At 56.1% G+C, this 15936-nt stretch carries 14 protein-coding genes and 1 pseudogene; 6 read left to right on the top strand and 9 right to left on the bottom strand.

Annotated features, from left to right (window positions below):
- Positions 1–37 precede the first annotated feature (37 nt).
- From KW828_RS05490 to KW828_RS05480, 3 genes are read left to right on the top strand one after another with little or no spacing between them, the layout of a single operon-like run.
- Entirely contained in the window at positions 38–1303 is a 1266-nt protein-coding gene (locus KW828_RS05490) for an FAD-dependent oxidoreductase (RefSeq protein WP_218335463.1), read from the top strand.
- Positions 1294–1554 (top strand): ferredoxin family protein, encoded by a 261-nt coding sequence (locus KW828_RS05485; protein ID WP_218335462.1) that lies wholly within the window; start codon positions 1294–1296, stop codon positions 1552–1554. The genes KW828_RS05490 and KW828_RS05485 overlap by 10 nt, the downstream gene beginning before the upstream one ends.
- 14 nt (positions 1555–1568) lie before the next feature.
- A complete protein-coding gene (locus KW828_RS05480; RefSeq protein WP_218335461.1) occupies positions 1569–2144 on the top strand; it encodes a glycerol-3-phosphate responsive antiterminator in 576 nt (191 codons plus the stop codon).
- Here KW828_RS05480 and KW828_RS05475 read toward each other — a convergent pair.
- From KW828_RS05475 to KW828_RS05455, 5 genes are read right to left on the bottom strand one after another with little or no spacing between them, the layout of a single operon-like run.
- Positions 2137–2991 carry an FAD-binding protein gene (locus KW828_RS05475; RefSeq protein WP_218335460.1) on the bottom strand — a complete coding sequence of 285 codons (855 nt, stop codon included), beginning with the start codon at positions 2989–2991 and terminating at the stop codon, positions 2137–2139. The two genes, KW828_RS05480 and KW828_RS05475, sit on opposite strands and share 8 nt — an antisense overlap.
- A complete protein-coding gene (locus tag KW828_RS05470; RefSeq protein ID WP_218335459.1) occupies positions 2988–3770 on the bottom strand; it encodes an electron transfer flavoprotein subunit beta/FixA family protein in 783 nt (260 codons plus the stop codon). The genes KW828_RS05475 and KW828_RS05470 overlap by 4 nt, the downstream gene beginning before the upstream one ends.
- A complete protein-coding gene (locus KW828_RS05465) occupies positions 3748–5169 on the bottom strand; it encodes an MFS transporter (RefSeq protein ID WP_371316089.1) in 1422 nt (473 codons plus the stop codon). Before KW828_RS05465 ends, KW828_RS05470 begins: the two co-directional genes overlap by 23 nt.
- Positions 5166–6620 (bottom strand): FAD-binding oxidoreductase, encoded by a 1455-nt coding sequence (locus KW828_RS05460; protein WP_218335457.1) that lies wholly within the window; start codon positions 6618–6620, stop codon positions 5166–5168. Before KW828_RS05460 ends, KW828_RS05465 begins: the two co-directional genes overlap by 4 nt.
- Before the next feature lie 52 nt (positions 6621–6672).
- On the bottom strand, positions 6673–7458 hold the full coding sequence (locus KW828_RS05455) for an SDR family oxidoreductase (protein WP_218335456.1): 786 nt from the start codon (positions 7456–7458) through the stop codon (positions 6673–6675).
- 320 nt (positions 7459–7778) lie between these two features.
- On the opposite strand from KW828_RS05455, the gene KW828_RS05450 reads away from it, so the two are divergent.
- Together KW828_RS05450 and KW828_RS05445 are read left to right on the top strand one after the other, a co-directional pair.
- On the top strand, positions 7779–9077 hold the full coding sequence (locus KW828_RS05450; RefSeq protein WP_218335455.1) for a nitrate/nitrite transporter: 1299 nt from the start codon (positions 7779–7781) through the stop codon (positions 9075–9077).
- Positions 9067–10545, top strand: coding sequence for an FGGY-family carbohydrate kinase (locus tag KW828_RS05445; protein ID WP_218335454.1), 1479 nt, complete (start codon positions 9067–9069; stop codon positions 10543–10545). The genes KW828_RS05450 and KW828_RS05445 overlap by 11 nt, the downstream gene beginning before the upstream one ends.
- Positions 10546–10595: 50 nt before the next feature.
- On the opposite strand, the gene queE is transcribed toward KW828_RS05445, so the two are convergent.
- The 3 genes and pseudogenes from queE to KW828_RS05430 form a co-directional block, all read right to left on the bottom strand.
- Positions 10596–11267, bottom strand: coding sequence for a 7-carboxy-7-deazaguanine synthase QueE (gene queE, locus KW828_RS05440; protein ID WP_218335453.1), 672 nt, complete (start codon positions 11265–11267; stop codon positions 10596–10598).
- Positions 11268–11321: 54 nt separating this feature from the next.
- Positions 11322–12026, bottom strand: a complete 705-nt coding sequence (locus tag KW828_RS05435) for an N-acetylmannosamine-6-phosphate 2-epimerase (protein ID WP_218335452.1) — start codon at positions 12024–12026, stop codon at positions 11322–11324.
- Positions 12023–13581 (bottom strand): annotated as a pseudogene (locus KW828_RS05430) (maltose/glucose-specific PTS transporter subunit IIC). Before KW828_RS05430 ends, KW828_RS05435 begins: the two are co-directional and overlap by 4 nt.
- Positions 13582–13751: 170 nt before the next feature.
- On the opposite strand from KW828_RS05430, the gene KW828_RS05425 reads away from it, so the two are divergent.
- Positions 13752–14576: a MurR/RpiR family transcriptional regulator gene (locus tag KW828_RS05425; RefSeq protein WP_218335451.1), complete on the top strand. Its 825-nt coding sequence runs from the start codon at positions 13752–13754 to the stop codon at positions 14574–14576.
- A gap of 54 nt (positions 14577–14630) precedes the next feature.
- Here KW828_RS05425 and eno read toward each other — a convergent pair whose 3' ends face one another.
- Positions 14631–15929 (bottom strand): phosphopyruvate hydratase, encoded by a 1299-nt coding sequence (gene eno / locus KW828_RS05420; protein ID WP_088221456.1) that lies wholly within the window; start codon positions 15927–15929, stop codon positions 14631–14633.
- Positions 15930–15936 lie beyond the last annotated feature (7 nt).

The raw sequence follows: 15936 nt of genomic DNA, 5'->3' as shown, positions 1-15936 counted from the left end.
CTATGTCATGATAGAACGCTCTGAAAAGGAGCGTTAAATGACTGACGATTATGACATTATCATTATCGGCGCAGGGATCGCGGGCAGCAGTTGTGCAGTGCTTTGCGCCAGAGCTGGACTTTCCGTGTTATTACTTGAACGCGGGGAGCGTCCCGGCAATAAAAACCTTTCCGGCGGTCGTCTCTACGGCTATGCCCTGCGGGAGCTGATCCCAGACTTTGCTGAACACGCGCCCCTTGAGCGCCACATCCATCGCGAACATATTTCCCTGCTCAGTTATGCCAGTTCCACCACCTTTTCCAGCCAGCTTGCTCGTGCCGATTCCTGGAGCGTGCTGCGCGCGCGCTTCGATCCCTGGCTGGCGGATCAGGCGCAGAACGCAGGTGCGCAGTTACTAACCCAGGCGACGGTGCAGGCTCTGCATCTGCAAGATGGCACCGTGTGCGGCGTGGTGTGCGACGGCGAAATCATTACCTCCCGCTTTGTGGTACTGGCTGAAGGCGCAAACAGTATGCTGGCGCAACAGCATGGGCTGGTGCCCCGCCCGGCGCAGACGTCAATGGCGACGGGCATCAAAGAGGTGCTGACGCTTGATCGCGCCACGCTGGAAGAGCGCTTTCAACTGGAAGAAAACCAGGGCGTTGCGTGGTTATTTACCGGCGGCGTATGCGGCTCCCGGCCTGGCGGTGCGTTTTTGTATACCAACCGCGACACAATCTCGTTTGGCGTGGTGTGTCCGCTTTCCTCCCTAAGCGCCACGCAACCCGCCACCACGCTGCTGTCGCAGGTAAAAGCGCATCCCACGCTGCGCCCGTTGCTGCGCGGCTGTTCGTCGGTTGAGTATGGCGCGCATCTGGTGCCGGAAGGCGGGCTTAATGCTATGCCGGTGCAGAAAGGTGGTGATGGCTGGTTGCTGATCGGCGATGCGCTGGGCAGTTGCGTGAATACTGGCTTTACCGTGCGCGGCATGGATCTGGCGGTGCTGAATGCCCAGGCCGCCGCACGGACGCTTATCGCCGCTAGTCAGAAATCTGGCAGCCAGTTATTTCCCGATTATCACCGCCAGCTTGAACGCAGCGCTCTGTGGGCGATTTTGCAGCGCTACCAGTCGCTGCCCGCGCTGTTGCAGCGACCCGGCTGGTATCAGCGCTGGCCGGATTTTTGCCGCGACGTCAGCGAGGCACTATGGCGCGCGGACCACACGCCCACCCCGCCGCTGTGGCAATTGCTGTGGCAGCACGGGCGCCGACACGGCCTCAGCCACATGGTGGCTGATATGCTAAGGAGCCTGCGATGCCTGTAACGCATAACCGTTATCGTCCGGCGACAACGCCGCACATTATTCCCGCCGAAGAACTGGACGCCGGGCAAAAGGCACAACTGGTGAACGGCTGTCCTGCGGGGCTGTTCCGCTATACCGCCGACGGCGGGCTGACCGTGGATTTTCACGGCTGTCTGGAGTGTGGAACCTGTCGGCTACTTTGCGATCCCGATACGCTGGCGCGGTGGCAGTACCCCGCTTCCGGCTTCGGCATCGTCTATCGCTTTGGCTAAGAGACCCTATACCGATGCCTTTATTACACCTGCTCAGACAAAATCCGATGATCGCCGCCGTGAAAGACAACGCCAGCCTGCAACTGGCGATTGATTCCGACTGCCTGTTTATCTCTGTACTGTACGGCAATATCTGCACCATCACGGGTATCGTGCAAAAAATCAAAAAAGCCGGAAAGTATGCTTTTATCCACGTTGATTTGCTGGAAGGCACCTCGAATAAAGAGGTGGTGATCCAGTTTCTGAAACTGGTCACCGAGGCGGACGGCATTATCAGCACTAAAGCGCCGATGCTGAAAGCGGCCCGTGCGGAGGGCTTTTTCTGCATCCACCGACTGTTTATCGTTGATTCGATCTCGTTTCACAATATTGATAAGCAGGTGGCGCAGTCGAATCCGGACTGCATTGAGATCCTGCCCGGCTGTATGCCAAAAGTGCTGGGTTGGGTAACGGAGAAGATCCGCCAGCCGCTGATCGCCGGTGGGCTGGTGTGCGATGAAGAAGATGCCCGCAACGCCATTAATGCCGGTGTGATGGCGATCTCCACCACCAACATCGACGTCTGGACACTGGCGAAAAAACTTAACTGAGTGCCGCCAGCGCGCGCAGTACCGCCAGCCCGTCATCAACGATGCCGACATCCGCCTGTGCAAACAGCGGTGCGTCGGCATCGGTGTTGATCGCCACGATAAACTGGCTCTGCGCGATCCCCGCACTGAACGCTGCCGCCCCTGATGCCCCGGCAATAATGCACAGTTCCGGGGCCAGCATCTGCCCGGATACGCCGATCATCCTCGCATCATCCACCCCGCCCAGCATCACACGCTGGCGGGTGTATCCGGCTTCTGCACCAAGGGATTTCGCCAGCGCCTTCATTTCGTCTTCACTAAGACACTCTCCGCCCTGACCAAACGCCACCACGCGTCGCGCCTGGCTGAGCGGCTGAATCTCTTCGCGCCGGGTTTCGCTTAACAGTTGCAGCCCCTCCGGCAGCGGCCCAACCGGAATAGCGTCTTCGCCGTCGATTTGTGGGCCAGCCGCGCCGGACGGTCTGCTGCCTGCGCGGGCCACCGACAGGCAAAGCGGGGAGGCCGCTACCGCAAGCCGGGCGGTCAGCGCATTGCCGTAAACCGCTTTGCTGACGCAGCGTGTGGCGCTGTGCCACGCCTGCGCCTGGCAGACGCTGACGCCGCCGGTACGCCAGGCCAGCCGCGTCGCCAGTTCATCACCCGTTATTCCGGCCGGAAAAATCACTATCTCGGGGCGCGTGCGCTGCCAGTGTTCTTCCAGCTGTGGCAGCGCCTGTTCACCACAACAGACAGACGCTGCCAGTTGCCAGCGTTCAAAACGGGGCGCGTCCCATTCGCTGGCCGCAACAAACGCAATAATATCGGCAGACAACGGTTCATCATTGGTAGCAATCAGGGCGATGTTCATGGTGTCATCCTCTGGCGCAGGTACATGTCCCATAAGCGCCGGGCTTTTTCCCCGGCGTTGTTGCCGCTCACGATCACACCGCCTCGTCGGTTTTGGCGGCGCGTTAACTGGCAGCAATTCACCTGCCCGGTTGCCGCCATTTCAGCAGTCAGGCGTGTGATAGGAGCGTTCGCCGCCGCCAGCCGCTGGCGCATACCCGGCACCCGCAGCGCCACCTGTCCTTTATTACGCACCGCCAGCACCGCAGGCGCGGTCAGTTGCCACTCCCGCCGCAACGCACCGTCATCCTGTACCACATGCAGCATTTTATTTTCCACGGTGAAATCGCTGACCTGCCCCAGACAGTGCCAGCCAAGCATCTCCGCCAGCAGCCAGGGAAGTTGGCCGTTTTGCCCTTCGCTGCTCTGGCTACCGGTGATAATCAGCTGTGCGCCCTGCTCCCGTTGCCAGGCGGCAATGTGAGCGGCAACAAACGCCGGGGAAAAACGCAGATCCTGCGGGGTTTCCACCAGTATCCGCTGCGAAAAACCCAGCGCCGCCAGATGCCGCAGCCCGTAGCAGGCGCGTTCGTCGCCAACGCTGATGGCGCTGAGCTGGATCTCCGGCGCAGCATCGCGCGCTGTTAACATCAACTCCGCGCCCGCCTGTTCGTCGCTGCCGGATACCACCGGTAGCAGCGCCACATCCGGCCCTTGCGCGGTTGCCGTTGCCGCCTGCCACACGCTGTCCACCAGCATGGCGAGATCCGGCTCCGCTTTATACGCCAACAGAATGTTCATTGATCTCTCCTGTGGGAGGGTCACGATCCGCCGAGGCGGCGACCAGCGTTAAGTCTTTGGTTTCCGGTGCCCACATCAGCGTAACGATTAGCCCGATGGCTAACACCAGCGCCAGCAATAACAGCGTGGGCCGCATCCCCCAGGCACTGAGGACCAGTGGCAGTAACACCGTGCTTACCGCCGCCCCCAGGCGGCTCATGGCGGTAGCAAATCCCACGCCGAGGGAACGTATGTCGGTGGGAAAACTTTCTGCCGGTAAGATGCCCACCAGGTTACTCGCTGCCGAAATTACCGTGCTGAACAGCACAAACAGAAACAGCACCAGCAGCGGGTAATTCGCCGGGGTAAAGGCAAGCAGAGTGAGAGTGAAAGCAAGCAGCGCAAAACTACCTGCCAGTAGACGTCGCCGGGAGAGGTAATGCGTCAGCACCAGCCCCAACAGTGCGCCGACGATCAGCAGCGCGTTCAGCAACAGGCTGGCATTGAGCGCGTCTTCGATACCCATCTCACTGGCAATGGACGGCAGCCAGGTGTAAATCACAAACCACGGGATCACCAGACAGACAAAAAACAGGCTGTTGAAGGCCGTGCGCCGCCAGTAGCGCGAGGAGAACAGCACGCCGATGTGCTGCGAGGTCGCCACCGCCACTTCGTCGCCGGGCAGCACGTTCGCCCCCAGATAACGGCGTATCACCTGATGCGCCTCGCTGATACGCCCTTGCCGCAGCAGCCAGCGCGGTGATTCCGGCGTCCCCCAACGCAAAAGCGTGATCAGCAGCGCCGGGAAGGCGGCTGATCCCAGCAGCCAGCGCCAGGCATCGGGGCTGATCTGGATCAGCCAGTGGCCAGCCACGCTGGCCAGCACATACCCTATCGTCCACACCACGCTGAATGCGCCAAGTAAAACGCCGCGATAACGGCGCGGGGCAAACTCCGCCAGCAGCGTATGACCAACGGCATAGTCGCCACCCAGCCCGAAGCCAATCAGTAGCCGCAGAATAAACAGTTGTTCCGGCGTGGTGACGAAGAATTGCCCAAACGAGGCCAGGGTGATGAGCACAAAACTGAAGGTGAAGATTTTTTGTCGCCCAATGCGATCTGAGATCCAGCCCAGCAGCAGGCTACCGGCAAACAGTCCCAGTAATGCCGAGCCGCCAATCAGCCCCTCCTGTAATGGCGTCAGCTGCATCTGCGGGGAGAGTTGCATCATGGCGTAGCCCACCACGCCCAGCACATAGCCATCGGTAAGGTGTGCGCCAAAGGTCAGCGCGGCAATGCGGCAGTGAAAACGGCTAAGCGGCAGGTCATCCATATGCACCGGGGGAGTGTTCATAGCCAGCCCTTTGTTTTCCGGTAATAAAAGTGCGGCCCCCCCGTGGGAAGCCGCGCTAAGGTTTATTTTTCAAGCGGGTAGATGGTCCCGGCGTTCATGATGCCGTGCGGATCGAACTGTTGCTTAAGCCCGGCCATGATTTTCCACGCTGAGCCGTGTTCCGCCATACTCCAGTGTACGCGGTGCTTGCCAATACCGTGGTGATGCACCATCGACCCCCCGAGGCGAAGGGTTTCTTCCACGATGATCTTGTTAAGCGGGTTGTGGTATTTGTCGATTTCCTCTTCCGGCTTGCAGTCCACCACGTTGTAGTCGTAGACGAAATACATATTGGTGCCGTTGATATAGCTGTGCGACGAGTGCCCGCCCAGCATGGTGATATGGTCGGCATACGGAAACTCATTGCGGATGCGGGTAAGGACGTTTTCATAAATCTGATGAATGCAGGACCAGTCGCCGGACACCTCGGTGGTGAAGCCCATATTGCCGGTTTTCATGATCTGCACCCGTTCGGCGGCCACTTTTTCCGGCCCCCAGTTCAGGTTATTGAACCAGGTTTCGATCAGTTTGCTATCGACGCGCTGGCACTCCGGATAGCGTGCGACGATCTCGGCGATCCCTTCGCCGGTGGCGCGCGCGATACGGGCGTTGCCTTCTGCCATGAAAATCAGCACGCATTTTCCGTCGGCAAAATGGGTGAAGTGCTGCGAGCCGTCTTCCGCGTCGTACAGGCGGGCAATCGACGGGCGATAACCTTCCGCCATCACGTCGCGCAACACCTGAAAACCGGTTTTCATGTCATCAAGAATGTAGCCGTAATAGAGGTTGTTCTCTGGCATAAATTTGAAGATCTTCACCGTCACTTCGGTGATGTAGCACAGTGCGCCTTCGTTACCGATGATGACGTGACGAATGTCCGGCCCGGCAGCACGACGCGGGACGTTTTTAATGCGGGTAATGCTCCCGTCCGGGAACACCGCCTCCAGCCCGACGACCATGTCTTCGATAGCGCCATAGAGTGTGGAGAACTGGCCGATGCTGCGGGTGGCAACCAGGCCGCCCATCTGCGCCAGGGGTTTAGATTGCGGCGAGTGGCCGGTGGTATAACCTTTTTCGCGCAGGGCGTTTTCCAGCACCTCCAGCGCCACACCGCACTGCGCGGTGGCCTGCATATTTTCAATATCAATACTGATGATCTGGTTCATACCGGACCCGTCGAGCACCAGCGAGTTCTCCACCGCCGTTTCCAGACCGCCTTCCGTGGCCGATGCACCGGTGCGCGGCACGCCGTTAATACGGTGCTGGTTCATAAATGCCAGCACGCGGGAAACCTGTTCCGTTGACGCCAGTTTTACCACTGCCGCCGGGATCGGCAAGGTGTAAACACCGTGGATGTCCGCGTATTTGCGAAAGCGATCGATACTATTTTTTTTCAGTACATTTTCATCGGTAATGACGCGCGCCGGGCCAACAATTTTACTTAATTGTTCGACAATCGCCTCTCGGGATAAAGACATAAAACGCTCTCCTGTTTGTGGCTACAATAGTTATTCAAAATCGGTGAAAGGTTTAGCGAACCAAATATCCGCCATCAACGACGACTAAATGCCCGTTAACATAATCAGAAGCCCGACTGGCAAGAAATACCATGGTGCCCATCAGATCCTGGGTGTCACCCCAGCGATTAGCCGGAATATGATCCAGCACCCGCTGGTTAGTTTCAGGATTACTGCGGGTCGCCAGCGTAATATCGGTAGCGTAGTATCCTGGCGCAATGCCATTGACCTGAATATTGTACTGACCTAATTCATCGCAGTATGCTTTGGTAAATCCGGCCAGCGCATGTTTGGTGGCGGAATAAGCAGGCGACCACTGACCACCTAAATACGAGAAAAGGGAACAGATATTAATGATTTTCCCGCTCTGCTGCAGGATCATAATTTTCGCTGCTTCATAGCTCAGTTCGAAAGCTGCCGTCAGGTTAATATCGATCATCGGATCCCAGTCGGCGCGACCAAAATCCAGCACCTTATTCAGCTTACAAATTCCGGCGTTATTCACCAGAATATCAACCGTCCCGAAACGCTCGCAGCAGGCGGCAATGATGTTCCCCGGCGCGCCTTTTTCGGTAATATCCACTTGCATAAATTCGACTTCAACACCTTGTTTTTCAATCATTTCCTTCGTTTCGCCGTTATCTTTGATGAAACTTGGAATAAACAGGTTAGCCCCCGCTTTTGCCAGCGCCATGGCGAACGCCTGACCCAGTCCGCTGTTGCCGCCAGTGACAATCGCGGTCTTCCCTTTCAGGGAGAAAAAATCCAGTGAAAATGCATTAAGTGAACTGATTGACATAATTTTCTCCGACATTCCATTCAGGCAAAAAAAAAGAAAGGCAACTTCCCCGGTTAAAGGGAAGTCACCTTTCTCATCGTCTCTGGTAACTGGGTTGAATTTTTAGCATAGCGCCTGGTGCTTAAACGTGATGAAAATCACAACCAGCCATTTACACGGCTATTTTCACGGAAAAACAAGAAGCGTGATTATTCTCACACTGCATTTGCCACAGGCATGTTATTTCTAACGCCATTACTAGAGACCAGAGAAAAGTAAGCCACCTGAAAAGGCGGGCTTGCTTTTCTCTTTTTTTCGTCTGCATCGGATGGGATTATGCTATGCAAAAACCTTCATATCGTCGTTGGATCACGCTCGCCATTATTAGTTTTAGTGGCGGCGTCAGCTTTGACCTCGCTTATTTACGCTATATATACCAAATTCCCATGGCAAAATTTATGGGTTTTACTAATACCGAAATCGGCTTAATTATGAGTACCTTTGGCATCACCGCGATTATTCTCTACGCGCCCAGTGGGATTATCGCCGATAAATTTTCCCACCGCAAAATGATCACCTTCGCCATGATATTAACCGGGTTACTGGGATTAGTGATGGCGACGTACCCTCCCTTATGGGTGATGCTGGCAATCCAGGTGGCATTTGCTATCACCACTATTTTGATGCTGTGGTCAGTGTCGATCAAAGCGGCATCGCTGCTGGGCGATCACAGCGAGCAGGGCAAGATCATGGGCTGGATGGAGGGGCTGCGCGGCGTCGGCGTGATGTCGCTGGCAGTGTTCACCATGTGGGTGTTTTCCCTTTTCACGCCGGAGGACAGCCGCAGCCTGAAGGCGGTGATCCTGATTTACAGCGCGGTTTATATCCTGCTGGGCATTCTGTGCTGGTTTTTCGTCAGCGACGGCAAAACCGCTCCGCAGGACGACAGCACGAAAAAGGCCTTTCAGTTCAGCGACATTGTTTCTGTACTGCGCATCAGCACCACCTGGTATTGCAGCATGATTATTTTTGGCGTGTATACGATTTACGCCATTCTCAGCTACTCCACCAATTATTTGACCGAAATGTACGGCATGGGTCTGGTGGCGGCGAGTTATATGGGCATTGTGATTAATAAGATTTTCCGCGCGTTTTGCGGCCCGCTTGGCGGGTTGATCACCACCTACAGCCGTATCAAATCCCCGACCCGCGTGATCCAGATCCTGTCTGTAATTAGCCTTGTCACCCTGCTGATGCTGTTAATGACCAATACCCATCCTCAGTCCGTCACCGTGGGCATCGGCCTGATTTTACTGCTGGCGTTTGCCTGTTACGCCTCGCGTGGACTCTATTTCGCCTGCCCCGGCGAGGCCAGAACGCCGGGATTTATTATGGGCACGACGGTTGGCATCTGTTCGGTGGTCGGCTTTTTACCGGATGTCTTTGTCTACCCGATTGTTGGCCACTGGCAGGACACCCTGCCCGCCGCCGACGCGTACCGCAATATGTGGCTGATGGGCCTTTGCGCCACCAGCCTGGTGATTATTTTCACTTTTCTGTTATATCGAAAAATACGCGTAACCCCGCTCGCAGCGGACAGTGACGGGGAAAAATTACAGGAGATAGGTCATGTCGAATAAATATATTATCGGAATTGATGGCGGCAGCCAGAGTACCAAAGTGGTGATGTATGACGTGCAGGGAAAGGTGGTATGCGAAGGCAAAGGATTATTACAACCCATGCACACGCCCGATGCCGACACCGCTGAACATCCCGACGACGATTTATGGGTATCGCTGTGTGATGCCGCCCAGGATCTGATGCGCCACTTTGCGGGGGATAAAAACGATATTGTTGGTATTGGCCTCGGTTCCATTCGCTGTTGCCGGGCGTTATTAAAAGCTGATGGCACGCCCGCTGCGCCACTTATAAGCTGGCAGGATGCGCGGGTTACGCGGCCTTACGAACATACGGATCCTGACGTCGCCTATGTCACTTCCTTCTCCGGGTATTTATCCCACCGGTTGACCGGCGAGTTTAACGACAATATTGGCAACTATTTCGGCCAGTGGCCGGTGGATTATAAGACCTGGACGTGGAGCGACGATCCAGAGGTGCTTAAGAAATTTAATATTCCGCGCCCTATGCTGTTCAATGTGCAACTGCCGGGCAGCGTGACGGGCTATATCACAGCGCAAGCCTCACGGGCGACGGGCTTTCCACAGGGGCTGCCGGTGGTATGTACCACCAGCGACAAAGCGGTGGAAGCGCTCGGTGCAGGCCTGCTAAACGATAATACGGCGGTCATTTCCCTTGGCACCTACATCGCCTTGATGATGAATGGCAAGCAACTGCCGGATAATCCGCAATGGTACTGGCCGATTATGTCTTCTGTACCTGGCACCCTGCTGTACGAGGGCTACGGTATTCGCAAAGGCATGTGGACGGTGAGCTGGTTACGGGACATGCTCGGCGAATCCTTACTTCAGGACGCCCGCGCGCGTAATCTCTCCCCGGAAGATCTGTTAAATGAAAAGGCCTCCCTCGTGCCGCCAGGCAGCGACGGGCTGATGACGGTGCTCGACTGGCTGACCAATCCGTGGGAGCCGTATAAGCGCGGCATCATGATCGGCTTTAACGCCAGTATGGATTACGCATGGATTTACCGTTCTATTCTGGAGAGCGTGGCGCTGACGTTGAAAAATAATTACGACAAGATGTGCCAGGAAAGGAACCACTTCGCCCGCGAGATCATCATCACCGGCGGCGGTTCCAACAGCGATCTATTCATGCAGATCTTTGCCGACGTGTTCAACCTGCCTGCGCGACGCAATATGATCAACGGCTGCGCCAGTTTAGGGGCGGCGATAAATACGGCGGTGAGTCTTGGGATCTATGCGTCGTATCCAGACGCCGTGGAAAACATGGTGCAGGTAAAAGATACTTTTCTGCCGGTTGAGAAAAACGCAGCGTTATACGAGGCGATGAACAAGGGGATTTTCAGGGAGCTAACCACGCACACCGATACGATCCTGAAAAAATCCTGGCAGGTGTTTCACGGCGATCTTAACGAGGTAGATTCCATACAAAGCTGGTCAAACGCGTAAGAAATAGTGCTGTTGCGCCGGGTGCATGTGACACCCGGCCTTTGGAGCAATCAGGCAATATTCAGATACTTATGCGTCTGCATCGACAGCCGCCAGTTGCGGGCGATGCAGGTGTCGATGCACAGACGCGTGGCGTCTTCTTTCTGGCTGATGGGTTGCAGGGCGATGACGCGGGATTTGTCGTCGTGAATACGCGCCAGCAGTTCGTCCAGCGCTTCAATGTCACGCATACGGCCTACCGGATGTTTGATCTCGTCGGCACGCTCCAGCGCCTGTGACAGCACTTCATAGCCCCCGCGCATATTCACCTTCGGCGATACCGTGACCCAGGTGCCCGGCGTGGTGCGGATCTCATGGGTGCCGCTGGTTTCAATCTGGCAGCTAAAACCGTTTTTCTCAAACAATGAGGTCAGCGGCAGCAGGTCGTGGATGCAGGGCTCGCCGCCGGTGATCACCAGATGACGCGCGGTGTAACCCTGACGGCTGATGATCGCCAGCAGATCTTCGCTGCTCGCCGCGCCCCATTTATCACTCTCTTTGGTTTTGGCGATAACGCTGTAGAGCGACACTTCCCGATCGGAGAGCTTGTCCCATGTGTGTTTGGTGTCGCACCAGGCACAGCCAACCGGGCATCCCTGCAAACGAATAAAAATGGCAGGAACGCCGGTAAAGTAACCCTCGCCTTGCAAGGTCTGGAACATTTCATTAATCGGGTACTGCATACTCATCTCTGTTTAGCGTGTAAACCCTAAGTATCGCAGATCCTGGGACATCGATCATGTGCCATTCGCGCCCTGGGTATTTATCGCGTTGATGAATCGCTGTGTAATCTGCTGCGGGCGGGTGATGGCACCGCCGACCACCACCGAATGCGCGCCCAGCGCAAGGCAGCGGGCAGCAATCTCTGGTGTATCCACGTTGCCTTCAGCAATCACCGGGATGGTGGCGATCGCCAGCACCTCTTTCAAAAATTGCAGATCGTTCTCCGGTAGTCGGTGGCCCGCCGTTTCAGCCGTATAGCCATAAAGGGTGGTGCCCAGGCAATCAAAACCCAGTTCACCGGCAATACGCGCATCGTCCAGGGTGGCTATGTCAGCCATCAGCAGGACCTGCGGATAGCGACGGCTGATCGCACTGACCAGCGCAGCAAGCGTGTCGCCGCCTGGCCGCTTACGCTGAGTAGCATCCAGCGCAATGATTTCAGGGGCGACCGTCATCAGTTCGTCGATTTCCCGCAGCGTGGCGGTAATAAACACCTCGCTGTCCGGATAATCGCGCTTAATGATGCCGATCACCGGCAGCGACACCTGCGCTTTGATGGCTTTTATATCTACCACGCTGTTGGCACGAATGCCTGCGGCACCGCCCTGCAGGGCCGCCAGCGCCATACGGGACATAATAAAATCGCTGTGCAGCGGTTCGTTTTCCAGCGCCTGGCAGGACACCACCAGCGCGTGTTTGATCTGATCTAATGCATTCATAACGCTAACATCTCTTCCATTTCGTTTTTGATGATGGTGACGTGCGGCCCGTAAATCACCTGAACCCCATTGCCGCGAACGATCACCCCGCGCGCGCCTGTGGCTTTCAGGGCGGGTTCGTCTACCTGGCTGCCTGCTTTCACCGTCACACGCAGGCGTGTGGCGCAACAATCGACCTCTTCAAGATTGTCCCGCCCCCCAGCGCCGCCACGATGGCCTCGGCCCGTTGGGTGCCGCTGACGGCAGACAGCTGCCCAACCTGCTCTTTTTCCCGGCCCGGCGTGAGGAAATTGAAGCGGGTGATCAGGAAGCGGAAGGTGAAGTAGTAAAGGAAGAACCACGGAATGCCGACCATCGGCACATAAAGCCAGTGGGTTTTCGCTTCGCCCTGCAAAATGCCGAACAGCACGAAGTCGATAAAGCCGCCGGAAAACGTCTGCCCGATAGTAATGTGCAGCATATGCGCCAGCATGAAAGCCAGCCCGTCAAAGAACGCATGCAGGACGTAGAGCACCGGCGCGACAAACAAGAACGAAAACTCAATGGGTTCAGTAATACCGGTTAGAAACGACGTTAGCGCCGCCGAGATCAGCAGGCCCGCTACGCGTTTTTTGTTCTCGGGTTTTGCGGTGTGGTACATCGCCAGACAAGCCCCTACCAGCCCGAACATCATGGTGATGAAGCGACCGGACATAAAGCGTGAGGTGCCTTCGTAAAACTGCTGTGTGGCGGGGTCAGCAAGCTGGGCGAAGAAGATCCGCTGCGTACCTTCGACCAGCTGGCCATTGACGATCTCGCTGCCGCCCAGCGCCGTGGTCCAGAACGGCAGATAGAAGATGTGGTGCAGCCCGAACGGGCCAAGCATGCGCAAAATAAAACCGTACAGCAACGTACCGAGATAACCGGTAGCGTCCACCAGCCCGCCAAGGCCGAAGATCAGCTTTTGAAAATGCGGCCAGACCACCGTCATGATGGCACCGACGAGGATCGCCGCCAGCGAGCTGATAATGGGCACGAAGCGCGAGCCGCCGAAAAAGCCGAGGAACTGTGGTAGCGCGATCTTGTTAAAGCGGTGATGCAGCGCGCAGGTGACGAGGCCGATGACCACGCCGCCAAAAACGCCGGTTTCCAGCGTCTGGATCCCCAGAGTCATGCCCTGCCCGACTGCGCCGGGATCGCTGCTTGCCAGCGTACCGGTGAGGATCAGTAAGGCGTTGATGGTGGCATTCATCACCAGATAAGCCAGCAGCGCGGCCAGTCCTGCCGTGCCCTTATCGGTTTTCGCCAGCCCGACCGCCACGCCCACCGCAAACAGTACCGACAGGTTGGCAAACACAATCGCCCCGGCGCTGCTCATGACAGTGAAAATCGCCTGTAGCCAGGCTACGTCGAGAAAAGGATACGCCGTCAGCGTATTCGGATTTGACAGCGCGCCGCCGATGCCGAGCAGCAAGCCCGCCGCCGGAAGGATCGCAATCGGCAGCATAAAGGATTTACCAAAACGCTGTGCTTTTTCAAACCATCCCCCAGAGGATGCGCCACTGAATATTGTCATGCTCTTTCTCCGCTCGCTGCGTGTTGATGAAAATTTTTACCATAAAAAAATAATAAAATGAAAATTATCATCAAAAAGTCAGAAGCGGATCATACTATTTTAAAATGACTGGCAACCGATCCCCTCTTTCCGCCACACTATCGGGTATCAACGACGTAAAGGATCCCGGAATGTCTGACAATGAAAATGTGCTGCTGCGCCTTCGCCAGGGTATGTCGGGGTACAGCCCCACGCAGCAGAAGTTGACGGAGTACATCCTCGCGGAACCTTCCCGCGTGCTTTATCAGACCATTACCGAGCTGGCACGGGAGAGCACCACCAGCGAAGCCAGCGTAACGCGCTTATGCCGTATGTTGGGCTGCAAAGGCTATACCGAATTTAAAATGGCGCTGGCGCTGGATGTGCAACGCGCCGGTGCGCCGCGTGAACAGGGTGATGAGATTGATACGCTGGTGGAAGAATCAGTGATGGCCCTGCGCGATACAGCCACGCTACTGGATCGCGAGGTGCTTGCCAGAGCAGCGGTGAAACTACACCAGGCACGCACGGTGCAGATTTATGGCGTGGCAGCCAGCGCCATCATCGGGGAGTACCTGCACTACAAACTTTTACGCCTCGGCAAAACCGCGCAGCTGTTCAGCGACATGCATCGTGCGGCGATGAATGCCACGACGCTCGGCAGTGATGAGCTGGTGATCGCGATTTCCAGTTCCGGCTCTACGCGCGATTTGCTGCATGTGGTGAAACTGGCGCGTAAGCGCGGGGCGACGGTGCTGGCGTTAAGCAATACACCGCGCAGCCCGCTGGCGTCGATAAGCGATATGCTGCTGGTGGCGGCAAAACCTGAAGGACCGCTCAGCGCCGGGGCGTTGAATGCCAAAGTGGGGGCGATGCTGCTGGTGGAACTGCTGATCACCGCCCTGATGTCTCAGGACGCGCATTACAGCGATACCAGCCAGCAAACCGCCAGCGCGACCTTGCCGCTGCTGCTGTAAAGACCAAAAAAAACCCGCCGAAGCGGGTTTTTTTAAAGAACGTCAGTCAGGGGATTATGCCTGGCCTTTGATCTCTTTACGACCGTTGTACGGTGCTTTTTCGCCCAGCGCTTCTTCGATACGGATCAGCTGGTTGTATTTAGCAACGCGGTCAGAACGGCTCATGGAACCGGTTTTGATCTGGCCTGCAGCGGTACCTACTGCCAGGTCGGCAATGGTCGCATCTTCAGTTTCGCCAGAACGGTGAGAGATCACCGCAGTGTAGCCAGCGTCTTTCGCCATTTTGATCGCAGCCAGAGTTTCGGTCAGAGAACCGATCTGGTTGAATTTGATCAGGATGGAGTTAACGATGCCTTTTTCGATACCTTCTTTCAGGATCTTGGTGTTGGTTACGAACAGGTCGTCACCAACCAGCTGGATTTTGTCGCCCAGCACTTTGGTCTGGTATGCAAAACCATCCCAGTCAGATTCGTCCAGACCATCTTCGATGGAAACGATCGGATACTGCTTGGTCAGATCTTCCAGGAAGTGGGTGAATTCTTCAGAGGTGAATGCTTTGTTGCCTTCGCCAGCCAGAACGTATTTACCGTCTTTGTAGAATTCGGAAGCTGCACAGTCCATCGCCAGAGTGATGTCGGTACCCAGCTCGTAGCCAGCAGCTTTAACAGCTTCAGCGATAACAGCCAGTGCTTCAGCGTTGGAACCCAGGTTCGGCGCATAGCCACCTTCGTCACCAACAGCAGTGTTCATACCTTTAGCTTTCAGAACTTTAGCCAGGTTATGGAACACTTCAGAACCCATACGCACAGCTTCTTTCAGCGTTTTAGCGCCAACAGGCTGGATCATGAATTCCTGAATATCAACGTTGTTGTCTGCGTGCTCGCCACCGTTGATGATGTTCATCATCGGAACCGGCATGGAGTATTTGCCTGGGGTGCCGTTCAGTTCAGCAATGTGCTCGTACAGTGCCTGACCTTTAGAAGCCGCCGCCGCTTTAGCGGTTGCCAGAGACACCGCCAGGATAGCGTTCGCACCGAAGTTAGATTTGTTTTCAGTACCGTCCAGATCGATCATGATCTTATCGATACCAGCCTGGTCTTTGGCGTCTTTGCCAAGCACTGCCTGAGCAATCGGGCCGTTAACCGCGCCAACGGCTTTGGTTACGCCTTTACCCAGGAAACGGGATTTGTCGCCATCGCGCAGTTCCAGAGCTTCACGGGAACCGGTAGAAGCACCTGACGGGGCAGCAGCCATACCGACGAAACCACCTTCAAGGTGTACTTCGGCTTCAACAGTCGGGTTACCACGGGAGTCGATGATTTCACGACCGATGACTTTAACGATTTTGGACATTAGGATT

The sequence above is a fragment of the Enterobacter sp. ENT03 genome (genome assembly GCF_019218745.1).
In the GTDB taxonomy this organism is placed as follows: domain Bacteria; phylum Pseudomonadota; class Gammaproteobacteria; order Enterobacterales; family Enterobacteriaceae; genus Enterobacter_D.
The sequence above is the reverse complement of the archived record's forward strand: the minus strand, read 5'-3'. Positions and strand labels throughout refer to the sequence as shown.